Raw genomic sequence first — 20804 nt, 5'->3', positions numbered from 1 at the left:
CCGGTCCGGCCCAGGGAAACATACACATGCTCAATCTTCGCAATGCCACCCGCGCCGTCGTCATCGGCGGCGGCACCGCAGGCTGGTTCGCGGCCCTGACCTTGCGCCGCGTGTTCGCACCACAGGTCGAGATCCGGGTGATCGAGTCGCCCGAAATAGGCATCGTCGGCGTGGGGGAGGGCGGACTGCTCAACCTCATCGACGCGCTGCGCCGCAACGGCATCGACGTCAACGAATTCGTGCGCGAAACTGGCGCGGCCTTCAAGCTGGGCTTCTCCTACGAAGGCTGGCGCACCGGCGCCGAGGACGACCGCTACTACCACCTCTTCGGTCGGCCCGGCCTGCAGGAAACCGACTGGATGGAGGGCGGCTTCCGTCCGCTGTTCTCCGGCATGGTGCGCGAGGGCGTCGAGCTTCACCGCTACATCCCCGGCTTTGCCGCGATCGCGTCGAATGCATCGCAGCAGGAGGCGGCGGCGATGCTGCAGCTCGGAGCAAGGTCGGGCCTGTCGGCGTCGTTCCATTTCGACAGCCACAAGCTGGCGGACTACCTGCGCCGCGTGGCCGTCTCGCGCGGCGTGGTGCACCAGCAAGCCCACGTCGAGGAACTGATGTGCGACGCGCAGGACATGGCGCGCGGCGTGCGCATCGATGACGGCGAAATCATCGACCTTGACCTGCTCATCGACGCCTCGGGGCCGGCACGTCTGGGCATCGGCAAGAAGCTCGGCATTCGCTGGCGCTCGTTTTCCGAGCATCTGCTGCTCGACCGCGCCGTGCCGTTTCACATGCCACATCCGCAGCAGAACCCGTCGCTGGTGACGCGCGCGATCGCGATGCCGGCCGGCTGGATGTGGCAGATCCCGTTGGTCGAGCGCGTCGGCGCCGGCTATGTCTTCAGCAGCGCCCACACCGACGAGACGCAGGTCATCGACGAGATCCATCGCTGCATCGGCCCTGATGTCGAGCCGATGCGCACTCTGCGTTTCGAGCCCGGCCACTTCGAGCAGGTGTGGGTCGGCAACGTCATGGCGATCGGGCTGGCCTCGGGTTTCGTGGAGCCGCTGGAGGCAACCTCCATCGGCCAGATGCTGGAGCAGCTGCGCAACTTCGAGCGCATCGTCACCGCCGGCGACGGCGTGGTGTCGGGCCACCTGATTGATGGCTTCAACGAAGCCAATGCGCGGTGCTGGTCGGGCATTCGCGACTTCCTGCGCATGCACTACGACTGCCCGCGGCGCGACACAGCCTTCTGGCGCGACGTGGCGGCCCTGCCATTGCCGCCCAGCTACTCCGAGCTGCGGCAGTGCTTCCAGCAGCGCACGCCGCGGCTCATCGACGTACAGAACTACGCCATCCACGGATGGCAGGGCATCTTCCACGTCATCAACTGGCTGTTCGTGGCCGCGCCGCTGGGCGTGGTGCCACCCGAGGCCGCCGCTGCCGAACTGGCGAGCCTTCCGGCCGCCAGCCGCCAGCGCGTGGCCATCTACATGAACCGGCTGCGAGAGCTTGGCGCGGCCGACAGCATTTCCAAAGAGGAGCGACCCGAGTGAAACCAGGCCCTACCGCCTTCTGCGCGGCCTCCACAGCCGCATGGCTGGCCTTCGCCAGCATGCCGGCCGCTGCGCAGATCATCTCCGGCGGATTGACGGTGGCGCGGCGGCTCGCACCGAGCGCGCTGGCCCGGGACATGGGCGTGCGGCCCGGCCCCGAGCTGCCCTCGGCGCCCGAGACCACGACGCCGCTGGAGCTGACCGATGCGGTGCGCCAGGCGGTGGCGCGCCATCCGTCCATCTCCGACGCCATCGCCGCGCTGGCGCAGCAGTCGGGCGGCGTCGACGTGGCGCGCGCCGGCTACTACCCGACGGTGCGCGTGGGCATGGGCGGGGGCGCCAACAACGGTGCATCCGGCGCTGGCCGGGGGCGCGGCGCCGGCACACTGGCCACGGCCTCCGTATCCCAGATGCTTTACGACTTCGGCAAAGTCGACGGCGCAGTCAACCAGTCGGAGGCACAGGTGCGGCGCCAGCAGGCCGCGATCCTCAAGCAGATCGATACCGTCGCGCAGCAGGCGGCCGAGGCCGTCGTCATGACGCACCGCTACCAGTCGCTGGTCGCGATCGCGCAGGAGCAGGTCAATGCCGTCGAGAAGGTTCTGGAGACGGCACGGCTGCGCGCCGGCGCGGGCATCAGCACCAAGGCCGACCCGATCCAGGCCGAGTCGCGCGTCGACAGCGCGCGTGCCAATCTGCTGCAGGTCAAGTCACAGCTCGCGCAGTGGAGGGAGCGTCTGGGCACGCTGCTGGGCAAGTCGGTACCGCCGGCCGTGGCTCCGCTGCCGGAACGGCTGGCCAGCGAGTTGCGCATCGACCAGCTACCCGACGCCAGCCTCATGCCCGATGTGTTGACTGCAGAGGCAGAGCGGCGCGTGGCCTCGGCCCAGGTCGAAGTGGCCAGGGCCCAGCGCTACCCCACCATCAGCCTCGACGTTTCCGCCAACAAGGCCATGGGCGGAGTGAACCCCAGCACGCTGGAACGCAACGGCATGTACCACTCGGTCATGCTCAATCTTTCGAGCGTGCTCTACCAGGGCGGCGCGCTCGACGCCCAGGTGCGCGCAGCAGTCGCCGCCGAAGAGGCCGCGCGCATGCGCGTCGAAACCGCCCGCCTGAACGCGGGCGACCTGGCGCGCAATTTCCGGGAACAGGTCATCGGCGCGCGGGAGCGCCTGGGCGTGCTCGCAGATAGGCGCCGAAGCATCGGCGAGGCGCGCGACCTCTACCGCGAGCAATACAAGCTCGGCTCCCGTTCCATCCTCGACCTGCTCAATGCCGAGCAGGAGATCCACCAGGCCGCAGCTGAGCAAGAGGGCGTGCTGCACGACCTCTGGGCAAGCCGCATTGGTTACATCGGCGCCACCGGCCAGGGCCGCACGTACTACGGCCTCAACAACACCACCGTCCAAGGAATGGAACTGCTTCCATGAGTCTGCCCCCGCAGTACACGAGCTGGCTCGACGCCATGCTCTTCGTCGCCCGCCACTACGGCATTGGCGCTTCAGAAGAGAGCGTGCGCGTCTCGCTTGCATGGGAGCGCGGCGCGCCGTTCGACACGTTGCTCGACCACATGGCGCGGCAGCTTGGCCTGGCGCTGCGGCTGGACGCGTTCTCCAACGCGCAGATCGACCCGTGGCGGCTGCCGCTGGTGGTGGAGTTCGACAACGGCGAGATCGGTGTCGTGCGCGCTTCCGACGGCAAGGGCAGCCTGGGCGTGCTGCAAGGCGGCGACCACGGATTGGAGACGGCGCTGCCCATCGATGAGTTGCGCCGGCGCGCGAAGCGCGTCGCCATCCTGCGGCCCAACACCGCCGTGCCCGACGCGCGTGTGGACGACTATGTCAAGCCCTACAAGCCCAACTGGTTCTGGGCCATCGCCCTGCGCGACTGGCGCCGCTACGGCGACATCGTGCTGGCCTCGGTCTTCGCCAACGTGCTGGCGCTGGCCTCGACGATCTTCTCGATGCAGATCTACGACCGCGTGGTGCCCGCGCAGTCGGAACCCACGCTGTGGGTACTGTTCGGCGGCGTCATGCTCGCCGTGGCCTTCGAGTTCCTGCTGCGCATGTCGCGCACGCACATTTCCGACGTGATCGGCAAGCGCGCCGACCTCAAGGTGTCCGACCTCGTCTTCGGCCATGCGCTGCGGGTGCGCACCGACGCGCGTTCCAAGTCCACCGGCTCCTTCATCGCGCAGGTGCGCGAGGTCGAGCAGGTGCGGGAGCTGCTCACCTCCACCACCATCGGTGCGGTGGCCGACCTGCCGTTCTTCTTTCTCTTCCTGGTAGTGCTGTGGATGGTGGCCGGCCCGCTCGCGCTGGTGGCGCTGGCGGCGGTGCCGCTGCTGGTCATTCCGGGCCTGCTGATCCAGAAGCCGCTCGCGCGGCTGGCCAATGAAGGCATGCGCGAATCGGCGTTGCGCAACGCGCTGCTGGTCGAGGCCGTCGAGGGCATCGAGGACATCAAGCTCATGCGCGCCGAGCCGCGCTTCCAGAACCAGTGGAACCATGCCAACGAGGTCTCTGCCGGCGTCAGCATGCGACAGCGCTTTCTCACGGGCCTGCTAATGACCTGGACGCAGGAGGTGCAGACCATCGTCTACGCGGTGATGCTGCTCGCGGGCTGCTTCCTCGTGATGCGGGGCGACATGACGACCGGCGCGCTGGTCGGCTCGTCGATTCTCGCGTCGCGCATGATCTCGCCGCTGGCGCAGCTGTCGGGCGTGTTCGCGCGCTGGCAGCAGGCCAAGGTGGCGCGCGCCGGGCTCGACCAGCTCATGCAGCGCCCGGTCGACCAGCCCGAGAGCGCGCGTATGGTGCACGTGCCGGCGCTGCAGGGTCGCTACAACGTCACGGGCGTCGAGTTTCGCTACGGCAAGGACGACAGGAGCCCGGCATTCTCGTGCGCGCAGCTGCAGATCCAGGCCGGCGAAAAGGTCGCGCTGCTGGGCCGCATGGGCGCGGGCAAGTCCACGCTGCTGCAGCTGCTGGCCGGCCTGCAGGTACCGCAGCGCGGCAACGTGGCGCTCGATTCGCTCGACCTCTCGCTGATCGACCCGGCCGACCTGCGCCGCGACATGGGGCTGCTTACGCAGAACGCGCGGCTCTTCTACGGCACCGTCCGCGAAAACGTCACCATGGGCATGCCGCTGGCGACCGATGCGCAGGTGCTGGAGGCCATCACGATGGCGGGCGCCTTGCCCTTCGTGCAGTCGCGCGCCGAGGGGCTGGACGACCTGATCCACGAAGGCGGACTCGGACTCTCGGGCGGCCAGCGGCAGGCGCTGCTGCTCGCGCGCACGCTGATACGCCAGCCTTCCGTCTTGCTGCTGGACGAGCCGACCGCGCACTTCGACGAAGTCACCGAACGCCAGGTGATCGAGTCGGTGGGCGCCTGGCTGGGGTCGCGCACGCTGGTGGTGGCAACGCACCGCATGCCGGTGCTGCATTGGGTGGACCGCATCATCGTGATCGACAGCGGCCGCATCGTGATGGACGGGCCGAGGGACCGGATTATTGGAGAGCTTTCGCATGGCAACAACGCCTGAGACAACCCGCCCACGAGGTGCCCGCAGCGTGGCGGTGGTGGCCGGTGCCGCGGCCGGGGTTGCTGACCCGCAAGGCACAAAGGGAACACAGGTCGGGCAGGGCAAGCAGGGAGCACAGCTTCCGAGCCCGAAGACGCCTCCCGTAGTGAGCTATTCGCCAGCCGAGCCGCCGCTGCCGCGCGCCTCGCTGGTCGTGTGGATCGTCGGGACGGCGCTGGTCGCGCTGCTGGCCTGGGCGTGGTCTTTCAAGCTCGACGAGGTGTCCACCGGCACGGGCAAGGTGGTGCCCTCGTCGAAGGAGCAGATGATCCAGTCGCTCGAAGGCGGCATCCTGGTGGACCTGAAGGTGCGCGAGGGCGACATCGTCGATGCGGGGCAGGTGCTCGCGCAGCTCGACAGGACCAAGACCGAGTCGACCGTGCAGGAAAGCGCCTCGCGCGTGCGCGCCGCGCTCGCCATGTCGGCGCGCCTCGCGGCCGAGGTGGGCGGCATGCCGCTGGCGTTTCCGCCGGAGGTGCAGTCGGACGACGACCTCGTGCGCACCGAGACCGCGCTCTACCGCTCGCGCCGCGAACAGCTTGCGAGCAGCCTCGCCGGCGTGACGCAGGCGCTGGCGCTGATGCGCAGCGAACTCGCGCTGACCGAGCCGCTGGTGTCGCGCGGCGCCGCGAGCGATGTGGAGGTGCTGCGCCTCAAGCGCCAGATCAATGAGGCCGAGACCAAGGCCGCCGACATCAAGAGCCAGTACTACGTGAAGGCACGCGAAGAGCTTGCCAAGGCCAATGCCGAAATCGAGGCACAGCGCTCGGTGACGCGCGGGCGCTCCGACTCACTCACCCGGCTGACCTTCGCCTCGCCGGTGCGCGGCATCGTGAAGGACATCGCCGTGACCACCGTGGGCGGCGTGCTGCCCCCGGGCGGCAAGCTCATGGAGATCGTGCCGCTGGACGAGAAACTGCTGGTCGAGGCGCGCATCTCGCCGCGCGACGTGGCCTTCATCCACCCGGGGCAGGACGCGACGGTGAAGGTGACGGCATACGACTACGCCATCTTCGGCGGCCTGCCGGGCAAGGTGACGACCATTTCGCCCGACACCATCCAGGACGACGTGAAGCGCGACGTGTACTACTACCGCGTGTACATCCGCACCGACGCGGACCACCTGAAGAACGGGAGCGAAAAGAACTTCCCGATCGTGCCCGGGATGATCGCCACGGTGGACATCCACACCGGCAGCAAGTCGGTGCTCGACTATCTGGTCAAGCCGCTGAACAAGGCGCGCGAAGCCTTGCGCGAGCGCTGAGGAGCAGCGTGTGAAGAGAAGACAACCGGTGATTCCGGGCCGCAGGCCTGCGCTTACGCAGCAGGCGCTGAATGCGCTGGGCGAGCAATTCCGCGCCGCTTTCGCGCAGGGCGACTACGCGCAGGCGCACAAGTTCGCAATGCAGGCCTGGCAGGCCACGCACAGCCTGCAGCCGCTGGCCGACGTTGCGCTGTGCCTGATGCGGCTCGACCAGCCGCAACAGGCCTACCACCTCTACTGCCGCGTCGCCAGCGAGTTGAAGACCGCGAACACCTACGACGGACTGGCGGAAGCGGCGGGGCAGTTGGGCAAGCGGGACGAGGCGGGCGAGTTCGGCTCGGTGTCGCTGTGGCTCAAGCTGCAGGAGGCTGCAACGGAAGTAGCCGCTGCCACGGTCGATTCGCCCGCGCCACGGTGCTTCGACGAAAGAAGCCGCCATCGCAACGTCATCGCGTTCAGCCTGTTCGGCAGCAATCCGCGCTACTGCGAGATGGCGCTGCTCAATGTGCGGGCTGCGCACGAGTTCTTCCCGGCATGGGTCTGTCGCTTCTACGTCGATGCCTCGGTGCCGGAGGCAGTGTGCGAGCGACTGGCGCATGCGGGCGCGTCGGTGGTCGACGTGCGTTCGGTCGGCGGCGAAGACCTGCCGGGCACCATGTGGCGTTTTCTCGCGCTCGACGACCGCGATATCGACCGCGTGCAGTTCCGCGACGCCGACTCGCTGCTGTCCACGCGCGACCAGGCTGCCGTGCGTGCATGGTGCGCGTCGGACCGCTGGTTCCACGTCATGCGCGACTACCACTCGCACACCGAATTGATACTTGCCGGCATGTGGGGCGCGTGCCAGGGCGTCTTCTCAGACATCGCGGGCGACATGCGCGCGTACCTGAAGAGCCGGTCGTTCTCAGCGCGCTATGCCGACCAGCACTTCCTGCGGCATCGCGTCTGGAAGGTCGCCGAGCGCAGCATGCTCGCGCATGACGAATGGTTCGACCTGCCCGGCAACCAGCCCTTTCCGCCCCATGTGCCCATGACCGTCGACGCGCGCTATGCCCACGTGGGCGCGAACATCGGCGCGCCCTCGATGCAGGTGGTGCATGAAGCGCCCGATGGCACGCAAGTGCGATGGACCCTGTACGACGCCGCAGGGCAGGCCGTCTGCAGCTACGACGCCGTCGTTCGCGACAACGGCTACGGCGCGAGCATTCCTGCACCCTACGCCGCGGAGATCGCGGCGGGGCGCTGGAAGGTCGTGACCCGCTGACCCTGGGCGCTGATCCTTCAGCGCACCAGCAGCTTCATCATCCGTTCGAAGGTCTTGCCGTAGGGCGGCTTGAACAGGCCCAGGCCGTTCAGCGCCGACTGGTGAAAGATCGGCTTCATCTTCGAGAAGGTCTCGAAGCCGTGCTCGCCGTGGTAAGCGCCCATGCCGCTGGCGCCTACGCCGCCGAAGGGCAGGTTGTCCTGTGCGACATGCAGCAGGGTCTCGTTGATCGACACGCCACCGGTCACCGTGTTCTCCATCACCCGCTCGATGGTCGCGCTGTTCTTCTCGAACAGGTACAGCGCGAGCGGGCGAGGGTGTGCATTGACGTACGCAATGGCTTCGTCGATGCCCTTGTAGGTCAGCACCGGCAGCAGCGGGCCGAAGATTTCCTCCTGCATCACGCGCATGCCGTCGTTCACGCCGGTCAGCAGCACCGGCGGAAAGCGGCGCGTCGCAGGGTCGGGTGCCGTGTCGGACAAGGGCAGGGCAGAGGCGCCCTGCTCCTGCGCCAGCGCCGACAGCTCCTGCAGCCGTGCGAAGTGGCGCGGGCTCACGATGCTCGTGTAGTCGGTGTTGGTGGCCAGCGCCGGGTACATCGAGGCGAACACGCGCCGGGCGCTGTCCGCAAAGCGCTGCTGCTGGCCTTCGGGCAGCAGCACGTAGTCGGGCGCGATGCAGGTCTGGCCCGCGTTGAGCGTCTTGCCGACGATGATGCGTTCGACGGCTTTGTCGAAGTTGGCATCGGGCCCGATGATCGCGGGCGACTTGCCGCCCAGCTCCAGCGTCACCGGCGTGAGGTGCTCGCTCGCGGCGCGCATCACGTGGTGGCCGACAGCGGTCGAGCCGGTGAACAGCAAATGGTCGAAGGGCAGGCTGGAGAAGGCGCGCGCGGTTTCTGCGTCGCCGTTGACGATGGCGATCTCGTCTTCGGCAAACTGCTTTCGCACCAGCGCGGCGAACAGCTCGGCGAAGCGCGGCGTGAACTCCGACTGCTTCACCATCAGGCGGTTGCCCGCCGCCAGCGCCGCGGTCATCGGGCCCACCGCCAGGTACAGCGGGTAGTTCCACGGCACCACGATGCCCACTACGCCCAGCGGCTGCGGCATGATCCGCGACGACGCGGGCTTGAACCACAGGCCCGTGGAGCGGCGGCGCACGCGCATCCATGCCTTGCCGTGCGCGAGCGCGTGTTGCAGGCCCTCGATGCTGGGGAACACTTCTGCAAGCTCGGTTTCCTGCGCAGCCCGGTGATGGAAGTCGGCGCTGATGGCGGCGGCGATTTCCTGGCGGTTGTCTTTCACCAGCGCACGCAGGCGCTTCAGGCGGTCGGCGCGCTCGTTCCACGGCGGCGTCTGTGCGCGCAGGCTCGCGGCACGCATCGTGTCGAAGGTCTGTCGCATGTCGTTGTGTGTCATGGTTTTTTGCGAAGGCCTAAGCCCGCTTGTTGATACACCGGCCAGCGATCCTGCACCTTGCCGCCGCGTACTCCACGGCCGCCGCCGTCAGAAGGGCTCGACGGGCAGCGCGCGCTTGTGGGCGCTCTTGCGATGCGTCGCAAGAATGATCTGGCGGGCCGTGGCCGACACCGGCTTGCCTTCGAGGAAGTCGTCGATCTGCTCGTAGGTGACGCCGAAGGCATCTTCGTCGGGCTTGCCCGGCACCAGCGATTCGAGGTCGGCGGTGGGCACCTTGTAGACCAGCGCGTCGGGCGCGCCCAGCAGCTGTGCCACCGCGCGCACACGGCGCTTGTTGAGGCCGGTTAGCGGCGTGATGTCGGCCGCGCCGTCGCCGAATTTGGTGAAGAAGCCCATCAGCGCCTCGGCCGCATGGTCGGTGCCGATGACGATGCCGTCGTGCGCGCCGGCCACCGCGAACTGCGCAATCATGCGCTGGCGTGCCTTGATGTTGCCGAGCACGAAGTCTTCGTGCGCCGCGTCGCGGAACGTCAGGTCGCCGGCCTTCAGCGCGGCGAGCATGCCGTCGGCGGCGGGGCGGATGTCGACGGTGATGGTGCGGTCGGGCTTCATCACCGCGAGCGAAGCCTGCGCTTCGGCTTCGTCCTTCTGCACGCCGTAGGGCAGGCGCATTGCGATGAAGGTGGCGTCGTAGCCCGTGGCGCGCAGCCGCTCGACGGCGCGCTGCGCGAGGCAGCCGGCGGTCAGCGAATCGACGCCGCCGCTGATGCCCAGCACCAGCGTCTTCAGGCCGGTGCGCTTCAGGTAGCTGGCGAGAAAGTCGGTGCGGCGCTCCAGCTCGTGGGCGGCATCGAAGACGGGCGCGACATGCAGCGCCGCGATGATCTCGCGCTGCGTGTCGTCGACGGGAGTGAGGTCTGCGCTCATTGTGGGATACGACGTGTGAAGTGAATCAGAAATCGACGAGGCTGAGACCAATGCTCAGCACCGTGCGCTTGCGGTTGTAGTCCACCAGCGTGTCGCCATAGCCCGAGAACAGCTGCGTGTGGAAGCGCAGGTTGCTCTTGGTCGGGTCGCCGATCGCCTTGAGCCATTCGAGGCGCACCGAGCCGCGGCCGCTGTCGCGCAGGTTGTTGCGCACGGTCACTGCGAGCTGGTTGTCGCGGTTGAGGTTCCAGCGGCCGGTGATTTCGGCGCGGCCGTAGTAGTCGGCGATGTCGGGGTTGTCGTCCTTGGCGGCATTCTCGGAAATGCGCTTCCAGATGCGGCCGGTGATGGTGAAGCGGTCGTCGAGTTCGGCGCCGCCCATCAGGTACACGCGGTTCCAGCTGCGCGACAGCGGCAGGGTCTGGCCGTTCGACTGGTGCACGATGCCCAGGCCCGAATAGCGCCAGCGCCAGCCGCCCGGCAGCTTGAAGTCGGTCGGGTAGACATACATCAGCTCGGGTTCGTGGTCGGTGGTGCGGAAGGGCCGCGAGATGGCGCCGTTGAACAGCTGCCAGGTCGACTGCTGGCTGTAGGCGAACCACAGCGAGTCTTTCTTGGTCGGGTCGTCCTGCGTGAGCATGCCTTGCGCGAGCTTGGTGCGCACCGACAGGCCGATGCGCATCTCGTTGGCCTGGTAGGCCACCGGGTCGGCGGTGTGGCCGGCCGAGGGCGAGGTCGGCGTCTCGGGCTTCTTGGTGGCAGCCGAGACCGATACGTTGAGCGGGCGGTAGCCTCGGAAGCCGAAGGTGCCGCAGTCGGTGGCGTTCTCCAGTTCCCAGAAGCGCGAGAGCGCCGAGTACTGGCGGTCGCGGCAGCCTTCGGTGGTGGCGACCGAGACGATGCGTGTGGCCGGGATCGATGAGTCCACCGGCGGCTGCGTGGTCGCCAGCACGGGCGGCGCCACGGGCACCGACACCGAAGGCAGCGTCTGCTGCTGCGCCCAGCGGTCGAAGCAGGCCAGGCGCGCTTCGTTGTTGGCGCCGAGCGCGGCGCACTGCTGCCAGGTGAGCTGGGAGTCGGCCAGCGGGCTCGCTGGCTTGTCCACGGCCTGTGCGTGCACCGCGGCGCCGCCGCCGAGGCAGGCGGCCACGGCCGCGAGCGCGCGGAGGTTGAAACGGGGTTGTCGTCGTGTCGTCGTCATCATTGCTTTCCTTCCTGGGCAACCGTCTTGCTGAGCACGAAGGGATGCGTGCTTTCGTCCGCGGCGTTGCGCCACGTGCCCCTGAATTCGCGCCCGCAGGAGCCGGCCTGCAGCTTGCCCGACCACACGCCGCTGATGGCGCGGCCGTCCTGCGATTCGTCGATGGAGAGCGCGCCTTCGTCGTCCACATCGCCCGCGAGCTGCGCGACCGTAGCCTTCGCGGGGTTGGCGCCGTTGCGCGTGATGGTGCCGCGCACGCCGTCGTAGTCGGGGTGCTTGCCGAGCTGCACGGCGGCCACGGCCGGCAGGTTGTCGAAGCGAGCTTCCCAGCGGCCGTAGAGCGATTGCACCGGCAGGTCGCGCGCGTCGGCGGGGCAGTCGGCGCTGCCCCGGGTGGAGGCGCAGCCCGACAGTGCGAGGAGGGCGCCGGCCAGCAGCGCGGCAGTGGCGGTCGTTCTCATGGCGCCGCTGCGGCTGCCGCCGCCTTTGCCGCGCTGTCCTGCGCCTTGCGCGCGAACTCGGCGCGCAGAGCCTTGAGTTTTTCGCGCGGGTCTTCCTTGATGGTTTCCTTGTCGAGGCCCATCTCGGCGATGAAGCGGCTGGGTATGCAGGGCACCATTTCGCGGCCCTGCTTGCGCTTCTTGGTCCAGCTCACGGCCAGGCTGCGTTGCGCGCGCGTGATGCCCACGTACATCAGGCGGCGCTCTTCCTGCAGCCGCTGCAGCGTGTCTTCGCTCACCTTCTGCTGGCGGCCGTTGTCGTCGTCGAGCTTGAAGGGCAGCAGGCCCTCGCTCACGCCGATCAGCATCACGTGCGGCCATTCGAGGCCCTTGGAGGCGTGCAGCGTCGAGAGCGTGACCACGTCCTGGTCTTGCTCGCGCTCGCTGATGGTCGACAGCAGCGAGATGGTCTGCGCCACCTCGAGCAGGCTCTTGCGTTCGGTTTCGATGTTGTCGTTGGCGCCCGAGGCGTCGTCCAGCGTGCCGCCGGCGCGCTGCGACATCCAGTCGACAAACTCGAGCACGTTGGTCCAGCGCGAGGCCGCGGCGGCTTCGCTGTCCTCGCCGTCGTAGAGGTGCTTCTCGTAGTCGATCTCCTTCAGCCAGTCGAGCATGAAGGTGCGCGAATCTTCCGCGCCCATGGTGCGGCGCGCGCGGTATTCCAGGTCGTTGATGTAGCGGCCGAACTCGTGGATGCCCTCGAGCGTGCGCTTGGGCATCACGCTGGGCAGCGAGGGGCTGAACAGCGCCTCGAACAGGCTCAGCTTGTACTGGCTTGCGAAGGTGCCCAGGCTCGCGAGCGTGGTGTGGCCGATGCCGCGCTTGGGCGTGGTGATGGCGCGCAGGAATGCCGGGTCGTCGTCGTTGTTGACCCACAGGCGGAACCAGCCGCACAGGTCCTTGATTTCGGCGCGGTCGAAGAAGCTCTGGCCGCCCGAGACCTTGTACGGAATCTGCGCCTTGCGCAGCGCCTGCTCGAACACGCGTGCCTGGTGGTTGGCGCGGTACAGGATGGCGAAGTCGCGGAACTCCTTGTGCTGCTTGCCCTGCGTGATGGCGTCGCCTGCGCGAATGCTCACGATGCGCGCCACCGCGCGCTCGGCCTCGTGCACTTCGCTGTCGGCATCGACGATGCGCACCGGCTCGCCTTCGCCGAGCTCGGAGAACAGCGTCTTCGGAAACAGCTTCGGGTTGGGGCCGATCACGTTGTTGGCCGCGCGCAGGATGGCGCTGGTGGAGCGGTAGTTCTGCTCCAGCTTGATGACCTTGAGCTTGGGATAGTCGACCGGCAGCTTGCGCAGGTTGTCGAGCGTGGCGCCGCGCCAGCCGTAGATGGACTGGTCGTCGTCGCCCACCGCGGTGAAGTGGCCGCGCTCGCCGGCCAGGGCCTTGAGCACTTCGTACTGGGTGGCGTTGGTGTCTTGATACTCGTCCACCAGGATGTGGCCGAGCGCGGCCTGCCACTTGGCGCGCACCTCGGGAAATTCGTAGAGCAGCTTCAGCGGCATGCCGATCAGGTCGTCGAAGTCCACGCTCTGGTAGGCCGCGAGGCGCTCTTCGTAGCGGCCCATGATCTTCGCGGTGATGCGCTCGTTGTCGTCCGCGGCCTGGGCCTCGGCCTGCGCGGCGTTCAGGCCCATGTTCTTCCACTTGCTGATGGTCCACTGCCAGATGCGGGCGGTGGCCGCGTCGGTGGTGCCGCCGGCGTCTTTCAGGATCTTGGTGACGTCGTCGCTGTCGAGAATGCTGAAGGCCTTCTTCAGGCCGAGCACGGCGCCGTCCTCGCGCATCATGCGCACGCCCAGCGCGTGGAAGGTGCAGACAACGACCTTGCGTGCGTCCTTGCCGATCAGGTCTTTTGCGCGCTCGCGCATTTCTGCGGCTGCCTTGTTGGTGAAGGTGATGGCCGCGATGCGCTGGGGCGCGATGCCCGACTGGATGAGGCGGCCGATCTTGTGAGTGATCACCCGCGTCTTGCCCGAGCCCGCACCGGCAAGCACCAGGCAGGGACCGTACATGTAGTTGACAGCTTCGAGCTGCGCGGGATTGAGACCGTGAGACATTGGAGAAAAAGAGAACCGGAAAAAGGCCGTGAAGAACGCCGTGGGGAACGGCAGGCGCAAAGCGGGCAATGATACGGGGCCGGCCCCCCGCGGGGTTGTAGGCCAGACACGCCGATGCAGCCTGCTGGTGGGCAACGACAATGGTCCGGTGCTGCCTGTATTCCTTGTTACCTTCCCTTTCTTCGCGTTAATCGCGGCCGGCTATGGCGCGGCCCGCGCCCGCATCCTGCCGCTGGACGCGATTCCCGGCCTCAACACCTTCGTGCTGTATTTCGCGCTGCCGTGCATGCTGCTGCGCTTCGGCGCGGGCACGCCCATCGGCCAGTTGCTGGACGGCAGCGTCGCACTGGTCTGGGGCATCAGCGCGCTGGCCGTGGTGGCGGGCGTGGTGACGTTCACGCGCAATGCGCGCATCGGCTGGAACGACGCGGCCTTCGGCGCACTGGTGGCGGCGTTTCCGAACACCGGCTTCATGGGCGTGCCGCTGCTGGTGGCCATTCTTGGGGCTCAGGCAGCGGGGCCGATGATCATCACGATCGCGTTCGATCTCGTGGTGACTTCGTCGCTGTGCATTGCGCTGTCGCGCCTCGACGGCGCGGGCGGCGCGGGGCGGCACGGCGCCACGCTGGCGGCGCGCAAAGCGCTGCGCGGGATCGTCGTCAACCCGATGCCGTGGTCGATCCTACTGGGCGTTCTGCTGTCGGCTGCGCGCTGGCCGCTGCCCGGGCCCATCGAGCGCACCATCGCCATGCTGGCCGATGCGGCCTCGCCGGTGGCGCTCTTCACCATCGGGGCTGTGCTGGCCCGTTCGGCGCTGCTGGCGCGCGAGCATGGCGCCAGCGCCGCGGTGGCCGAGGCCATGGGCACCACGGCGCGCAGCCCCGCGACCAAGGCACCGTGGAGCGACGTGCTGCCGGTGGTGGCGGTGAAGCTGCTCGCGCATCCGCTGCTGGTGTGGGGCCTGGGGCTGGGCGCCATCGCGCTCGGGTTGCCGCTGTCGCACGAGGCGCTGGTGGTGATCGTGCTGGTCGCGGCGCTGCCGAGCGCGAGCAATGTGTCGATGCTGGCCGAGCGTTTCGGTGCGGACAACGGACGCATCGCGCGCATCATCCTGTGGACGACGGCGATCGCCTTCTTCAGCTTTCCGCTCGCGGTGAGCGTGCTACGGGGTTAGGACGCCGAGCTTGTACGGATCGGCATCGGCAAGGCGCTCGCACTTCGAGAAGTCGCGGCCCTGCGTGCCGTCGCAGTAGTAGGTGTTGTAGATGCGGCCGAAGAGCGTCGGGCTCGCGGTGAAGAGCACGCCGTGGTCGGGCTGCCAGTTGTCCTTGACGACGGGCGGGGCGCTGGCTTCCACCGGCTTGGCTGCCGAGGTGGTGGTGGGCGTGAAGTCGGCCAGCGTCTTGTGGGCCTCCTCGCCGCGCCAGCGTATTGCCAACTCGGCGGCCGTGGGGCGCGACGCGACCGGCAGCAGGATGCCGTTGACCTGCAGGCCGTAGCCGAAGCGGTGCGTCTTGCCGGCCAGGAAGGCATAGGCGCAGGCGGCCATGCACTGGCCTCGTATTTCGGTCTGCACGCCGCTCGCGCGGATGGCGTCGGCATATGCACCCGCTGCTTCGGCGGTGCCGCCGAACGAATCTTCGAAGACCACGGTATGGACTGTTCCGCTGCCCAGCTGGTCGGTGAATTCCTTGATCGCGGTGCCGTCGAGCATGCCCGACACCACCAGGCGGCTGCCCTGCAGATCGAGCTCGGCCGCCGAGGCGGCGGGTGCGGCAAAAACGCAGGCGAGGCACGACGCGAGCGAGAGAACCCAACCTGAGAAAGACGGCGGTTTCACGGCGACCTACCCTTTGCCTTCGATGAGCGAGCCAGTTTGGAACGCGAAACCCGCGAGGAGTTCGCGCGCTGTTACAGCTTGAACAGCGACGAGGCATGTCGTCAACTCTTTTTTCACAAATTTTCGGGTAGGCCGAGGCAGGCCGTAAGACATAGATATCGCTATGACTTCAGATGAATGCTTGAGTTTGCAGATGCGCTGCTACAGTGCTTGCAAGTCAAAGGTGTGAAGGGGCGCGCAATGGCAATTCTTTTTCGCATCCTGCTGTGGTTGGTATGTCTCGCCGGCGTCGGCTGGTTCTGGCATGCCGGCAAGTTCGGTACCGCCACCGGGCTCGCGCTCGCCGCGCTGAGCCTCGTGGTGTTCGCCTGGCCCGTGAGCATCGCGCGGCGCAGGCACAACGAGCTGCGTTATGTGGACATGGGCAAGGAGCCCACTGGCTACCACTGAAACCGCGGTCTCAGGTTGACCAGTCGCCGATCCATCGGCTCAGATGCTGTGCGGATCGACGTCGACGAGCCAGCGGATCACGCCTTTGCCCTCCGGCGTGCGCCGCAGCTCGTGCAATAGCGGCTGCCAACTCGCAAGCAGCCGCTGCAGCGCGGCGCGCGAGGGGCTTTCGATCAGCATCTGTGCGCGCTCCACATTGGCTACGCGCTGGATCGCCAGCGGCACCGCCGGGTAGCGCGTGACGAGGTCGGAGCCCGGTATCGCCTCGGCCTGATCGGCTGCGATGTTCAGGAAGCCCTGCGCCACCGACTGCTCTCGCGCGTCGGCCCGCAGCAGCGCCTGGAACGCGAAGGGCGGCATGCCGGCCGCGCGGCGCTCGTCGAGCTGCTGCTGCGCGAAGCTGGCGTAGTCGTGCTTGCGCAGCGCCATGAACAGCGGGTGCTGCGCATGATGCGTCTGGATCCACATTTCGGCCTTCGCGCCCTGCGCCGCGAGATACGCGGCGTCGCGGCCCGCGCGGCCGGCCGACTGCATCAGCAGGCTGAACAGCCGCTCGGGCGCGCGGAAGTCACTGGAGAACAGCGCGCCGTCGGGGTTCACCGCCGCCACCAGCGTGATGCGGCGAAAGTCGTGGCCCTTGGCGATCATCTGCGTGCCGACCAGCACGTCGACCTCGCCCGCGTGCACGGCCGCGAGCTGCGATTCGAGCGCGCCCTGCTTCTTGGTGCTGTCGGCGTCGATGCGTGCGATGCGCACCGCGCTGCCATCGGGGTGCTTCACGGCCGAGAACAGCTCGGCCAGGTGCTCTTCGAGCCGCTCGGTGCCGCGGCCCACGGGCGCGATGTCGGGGTTGCCGCAGGCCGGGCAGGCGCGCGGCACGCGCTCGGTAAAGCCGCAGTGGTGGCAGCGCAGCGTGCGGTCGATCTTGTGGAACACGCGGTAGGCGCTGCAGTGCGGGCATTCGCTCTTCCAGCCGCAGTCGCCGCAGGCCAGCACCGGTGCGTAGCCGCGCCGGTTCAAGAAGATCATGCTCTGCTCGCCGCGCGCGATGCGCTGGCCGATGGCGTCGAGCAGCGCGCCCGAAATCACCGTCTTCGGCGGCTGCAGGTTCATGTCGACCAGCCGCACGGCCGGCAGTTCGCCCGCGCCGATGCGCGATGGCATGGCCAGCCGCACGTAGCGCCCGCCCGGGTCTTCGCCTTCGGCGGGCCGGCTCTGGTGCCAGCTTTCGAGCGAGGGCGTGGCCGAGCCCAGGATCACCTTGGCCTTTTCGCGCTGGCCGCGCCACACGGCGAGGTCGCGTGCGGAATAGCGCGCGCCTTCCTGCTGCTTGTAGCTCGGGTCGTGCTCTTCGTCGACCACGATGAGCTTGAGCCCCGGGATCGACGCGAACACCGCCATGCGCGTGCCCAGCACGATGCGTGCCGCGCCGCTGTGCGCCGCCAGCCAGCTCGCCAGCCGCTGCGGGTTGGTCATGCCGCTGTGCAGCGACACCACCGCTTCTTCGCCGAAGCGGGCCTTGAAGCGGGCTTCGAGCTGCGGCGTGAGGTTGATCTCGGGCACCATCACCAGTGCCTGCGCCTCGGGGTCGCGCGCGAGCAGGTCGGCCACGCAGCGCAGGTAGACCTCGGTCTTGCCGCTGCCGGTGCTGCCGACCAGCAAAAAAGTACCTGCTTCGGCCTCGATGCGCGCCAGGGCGGCCGTCTGCTCCGCGCTCAGCGCGATCAGGTTCGCCGACTCGGCTGTTTCGGCCACTGGCCCGGCCGTCGTCTTGCGCTTGAGCCGGCGCGCCAGCTGCGTCGTCGAAAGGTCGCGCAGCTGCGGCGGCAGGGCGGCCAGCGCGATCTCGCCGATCGAGCGCTGGTAGTAGCGCGCTGCAAAGGCCACGAGGTCGCGCCACGCCTCGCCCAGCGGGGCCAGCGCGTCGAGCGCCGCGCCCACAGGCTTCAGCGCCATGTCGGGCTCGGCACCCACCAGCGAAACCGGCTCGTTCCAGACCACGCCCAGCACTTCGCGCTTGCCCAGCGGTACGCGCACCAGCGTGCCGGGCGGCATCGGCTCGGCGCTGGCGTAGCTCAGCAGGTCGCCGAGCGCGGCATGCGCGGGCGTCTGCACCGCGATGTCGAGTCGCCACGGCAGGGCCGGTGGCGCACCGTTCGTCGGCTGGGAAGCGCTGTCTAAGGGGAGGCCGGCTGTGGAGATGAGCGGTCCTTCTTGGAAAGGTTTGTTAAGAAGACTTTGAGCAAGAGCGCTTAAGTCGTTGATTTTTCAGAGCTTTGGAGGCCGTCCAGAGTTTCTGTGGATAACTTTGTTGACAAGCCGGCTCGATTCGCTGCGGGGCCTTGAAAATCAAGGCTCTGGCTGGAATGCCCGGAAAAAAAGCAAAGTTCAAATCCTATATAAATCAATAACTTAGCGTCGCTATCTCTTTAGGAGCAAAGAGGGAGGTCCCCCGGAAAATCTTGCGCAGTGCAACACGGGTTTTGTGCATAAGTCAGACCGATATGCCGTTTTTGCGCTTGACAAACGGCTTCGTACCAACTTTACGGGGCGCCTCGGTGCCCCGCCGGCCCGTTCCCGAAGACTGCAGTGTTAACTGCGCAGCGCGCGCGATTGGGCGTGCACCGCCTGCACCAGCGCCGCCACGTGGTCCGGCGGCGTGAACTGGCTGATGCCATGGCCCAGGTTGAAGATGTGCGTCGGGCCCTGGGCGTTGCGGTCGGCGTGCGGCTTGCCGAAGGCCTGCAGCACTTTCGCCACCTCGGCCTCGATCTGCGCGGGCGGCGCGAACAGCACGTTGGGGTCGATGTTGCCCTGCAGGGCCTTGGCCTTGCCGTCCGAGCCTTCGGCGATCTGCTTTCGCGCCGAGGCCAGGTTCACGGTCCAGTCGACGCCCAGCACTTCGCAGTCGAGCTCGCGCATCGCGTCGAGCCACAGGCCACCGCCCTTGGTGAACACGATGCGCGGCACGGGCTGGCCGTCGGCGCCGGTGCGTTTGAGGCCGGCCAGCACGCGGGCCGTGTAGGCGAGGCTGAATTCCTGGAACGCGCCGTCGGCCAGCACGCCGCCCCAGCTGTCGAACACCATCACGGCCTGCGCGCCGGCGTCGATCTGGGCATTGAGGTACGTGGCTACCGAGTCGGCATTCACGGCCAGCAGGCGATGCATGAGATCGGGGCGGCCGTAGAGCATGCTCTTCACGAGGCGGTAGTCGCTGGAGCCCGCGCCTTCCACCATGTAGCAGGCCAGCGTCCACGGGCTGCCCGAGAAGCCGATCAGCGGCACGCGGCCGTCCAGCGCCTTGCGGATCGAGGCTACCGCATCGAACACGTAGCGCAGCTTGTCCATGTCGGGTACTTCGAGCGCGGCCACGGCCGCTTCGTCGCGCACCGGGCGCGCGAAGCGCGGGCCCTCGCCGGCCTCGAACGACAGGCCCAGGCCCATCGCGTCGGGCACCGTCAGGATGTCGGAAAACAGGATGGCCGCGTCGAGCGGATAGCGCTCCAGCGGCTGCAGCGTGACCTCGGTGGCGTAGTCGGTGTTGGTGGCCAGCCCCATGAAGCTGCCCGCCTTGGCGCGGGTAGCAACGTACTCCGGCAGGTAGCGGCCGGCCTGGCGCATGAGCCAGACGGGCGTGTGGTCGGTGGCCTGGCGCCAGCAGGCTCGCAGGAAAGTGTCGTTTTGCAGTGGGGCGAAAGGCATCCCGTGATTGTCGCAGGGGTGTGTCCTGGCCTCTCAGTTGACGGGCTTGCCGCCGAACACCTCGGCCATCAGCGACACCAGCCATTTCAGGCCCGGGTCGCCGTCGTGTGCGGCCGCCCACAGCAGCGACACCTCGTAGCTGGGCGTCTCGAAAGGCAGCGGGCTCACGGCCAGCCCGAGCGCGTCGCGCCACGTGGCGGCGGCGAAGGTGGGCACGGTGGTGATGGCGGGCATCTGCCGCACGATGAAGGGGCTGGTCGCGAAGTTGCGGCTGGAGAAGACGACCTGGCGCGCATGCCCCTGCTCGCGCAGCAGATCGTCGACGAGGCCGCTCAGGTCGGCGCTGAACGAGGTCAGCAGGTGCGGGTGGTGCAGGTATTCCTGGAGCGTGATCCGCTTGCCGCGTGTCTTAACGAGCGCGGCGTTGTAGACGCAGACGAAGTGCCAGCCGAACAGCGCGCGTTGCCGGTGCCATGCGGCGCACTCGATGAACACGCCCACCGCCAGCTCGATCTCGGTCGCATCGAGCATGCCGGGCGCGTTGGTGCGGTCGGCCGCGCGCGCGATGAGCCGCACCCCCGGCGCCTGTTCGGAAAGTCGCTGCATGAGCTGCGGCATCAGCGCCACCTCGAGCGCGTCGCTCAAACCGATGCGGAACACGCGCTTGGCCGTGGCGGGGTCGAATGCGGGCTGTGCATGCAGCGCCTGCTGCAGCGACAGCAGCAGCGGCTCGATGACGCGCGCGAGTTCGAGCGCGCGCGGCGTCGGCGTCATGCCGTGCGAGGTACGCACGAACAGCTCGTCGCCCAGCGCGGCGCGCAGGCGCTTGAGTGCGCCGCTCAGGGCCGGCTGGCCGATGAACAGGCGCTGCGCCGCACGCGTGACGCTGCGTTCGTGCAGCAGCGCGTGGAACACCAGCAGCAGGTTCAGGTCGAGCCGCCTGAAATCACTTTCGTTGATGTATTCCATGGTTTCAAACGATTTGAATGATAGGGCGCTGCTCCCTAACCTGAAGGCACTTTCTTCATCA

At 67.9% G+C, this 20804-nt stretch carries 16 protein-coding genes; 7 read left to right on the top strand and 9 right to left on the bottom strand.

Annotation, left to right across the window (positions count from 1 at the left end; all coding sequences use genetic code 11):
- Positions 1-26: 26 nt before the first annotated feature.
- Genes AC07O3_RS20305 through AC07O3_RS20285 form a run of 5 tightly spaced genes read left to right on the top strand, consistent with a single transcriptional unit; the run spans position 27 to position 7673 of the window.
- Positions 27-1556: a tryptophan halogenase family protein gene (locus AC07O3_RS20305; RefSeq protein WP_495340186.1), complete on the top strand. Its 1530-nt coding sequence runs from the start codon at positions 27-29 to the stop codon at positions 1554-1556.
- The gene (locus tag AC07O3_RS20300) at positions 1553-2989 is read left to right on the top strand and encodes a TolC family outer membrane protein (protein ID WP_495340185.1); all 1437 of its coding nucleotides are present in this window, start codon (positions 1553-1555) and stop codon (positions 2987-2989) included. The genes AC07O3_RS20305 and AC07O3_RS20300 overlap by 4 nt, the downstream gene beginning before the upstream one ends.
- Positions 2986-5106 (top strand): type I secretion system permease/ATPase, encoded by a 2121-nt coding sequence (locus tag AC07O3_RS20295; RefSeq protein ID WP_495340184.1) that lies wholly within the window; start codon positions 2986-2988, stop codon positions 5104-5106. Before AC07O3_RS20300 ends, AC07O3_RS20295 begins: the two co-directional genes overlap by 4 nt.
- Entirely contained in the window at positions 5090-6409 is a 1320-nt protein-coding gene (locus AC07O3_RS20290) for an HlyD family type I secretion periplasmic adaptor subunit (protein ID WP_495340183.1), read from the top strand. The genes AC07O3_RS20295 and AC07O3_RS20290 overlap by 17 nt, the downstream gene beginning before the upstream one ends.
- A 10-nt stretch (positions 6410-6419) precedes the next feature.
- Positions 6420-7673: a tetratricopeptide repeat protein gene (locus AC07O3_RS20285; RefSeq protein ID WP_495340182.1), complete on the top strand. Its 1254-nt coding sequence runs from the start codon at positions 6420-6422 to the stop codon at positions 7671-7673.
- Positions 7674-7690: 17 nt separating this feature from the next.
- Here the strand turns inward: AC07O3_RS20285 and AC07O3_RS20280 are convergent, their stop codons facing one another.
- The 5 genes from AC07O3_RS20280 to AC07O3_RS20260 all read right to left on the bottom strand — a co-directional run bounded on the left by AC07O3_RS20280 (position 7691) and on the right by AC07O3_RS20260 (position 13782).
- A complete protein-coding gene (locus tag AC07O3_RS20280) occupies positions 7691-9091 on the bottom strand; it encodes a coniferyl aldehyde dehydrogenase (RefSeq protein ID WP_495340181.1) in 1401 nt (466 codons plus the stop codon).
- Positions 9092-9178: 87 nt separating this feature from the next.
- Positions 9179-10018 carry an NAD(+) synthase gene (gene nadE / locus AC07O3_RS20275; RefSeq protein ID WP_495340180.1) on the bottom strand — a complete coding sequence of 280 codons (840 nt, stop codon included), beginning with the start codon at positions 10016-10018 and terminating at the stop codon, positions 9179-9181.
- A gap of 25 nt (positions 10019-10043) precedes the next feature.
- Positions 10044-11219, bottom strand: coding sequence for a phospholipase A (locus tag AC07O3_RS20270; protein ID WP_093057216.1), 1176 nt, complete (start codon positions 11217-11219; stop codon positions 10044-10046).
- Positions 11219-11680 (bottom strand): hypothetical protein, encoded by a 462-nt coding sequence (locus AC07O3_RS20265; protein WP_093057217.1) that lies wholly within the window; start codon positions 11678-11680, stop codon positions 11219-11221. The genes AC07O3_RS20270 and AC07O3_RS20265 overlap by 1 nt, the downstream gene beginning before the upstream one ends.
- Positions 11677-13782, bottom strand: coding sequence for an ATP-dependent helicase (locus AC07O3_RS20260; protein WP_093057218.1), 2106 nt, complete (start codon positions 13780-13782; stop codon positions 11677-11679). The genes AC07O3_RS20265 and AC07O3_RS20260 overlap by 4 nt, the downstream gene beginning before the upstream one ends.
- 148 nt (positions 13783-13930) lie before the next feature.
- Between AC07O3_RS20260 and AC07O3_RS20255 the strand changes: the two genes are divergently transcribed.
- Positions 13931-14956, top strand: coding sequence for an AEC family transporter (locus AC07O3_RS20255; protein WP_354337291.1), 1026 nt, complete (start codon positions 13931-13933; stop codon positions 14954-14956).
- On the opposite strand, the gene AC07O3_RS20250 is transcribed toward AC07O3_RS20255, so the two are convergent.
- Positions 14945-15622: a hypothetical protein gene (locus AC07O3_RS20250; RefSeq protein ID WP_093057219.1), complete on the bottom strand. Its 678-nt coding sequence runs from the start codon at positions 15620-15622 to the stop codon at positions 14945-14947. The two genes, AC07O3_RS20255 and AC07O3_RS20250, sit on opposite strands and share 12 nt — an antisense overlap.
- A gap of 240 nt (positions 15623-15862) precedes the next feature.
- On the opposite strand from AC07O3_RS20250, the gene AC07O3_RS20245 reads away from it, so the two are divergent.
- On the top strand, positions 15863-16072 hold the full coding sequence (locus tag AC07O3_RS20245; protein WP_093057220.1) for a hypothetical protein: 210 nt from the start codon (positions 15863-15865) through the stop codon (positions 16070-16072).
- Between the two features lie 39 nt (positions 16073-16111).
- Here AC07O3_RS20245 and priA read toward each other — a convergent pair whose 3' ends face one another.
- From priA to AC07O3_RS20230, 3 genes are all read right to left on the bottom strand, one after another.
- Entirely contained in the window at positions 16112-18211 is a 2100-nt protein-coding gene (gene priA / locus AC07O3_RS20240) for a replication restart helicase PriA (protein ID WP_495340297.1), read from the bottom strand.
- Between the two features lie 453 nt (positions 18212-18664).
- On the bottom strand, positions 18665-19774 hold the full coding sequence (hemE, locus tag AC07O3_RS20235) for a uroporphyrinogen decarboxylase (RefSeq protein WP_495340179.1): 1110 nt from the start codon (positions 19772-19774) through the stop codon (positions 18665-18667).
- A gap of 33 nt (positions 19775-19807) precedes the next feature.
- Positions 19808-20743 (bottom strand): LysR family transcriptional regulator, encoded by a 936-nt coding sequence (locus AC07O3_RS20230; protein ID WP_495340178.1) that lies wholly within the window; start codon positions 20741-20743, stop codon positions 19808-19810.
- Between the last annotated feature and the right edge of the window lie 61 nt (positions 20744-20804).

The sequence above is a fragment of the Variovorax sp. GW821-FHT09D05 genome, assembly GCF_059416325.1.
This window is presented reverse-complemented; position numbering and strand designations above follow the sequence as displayed.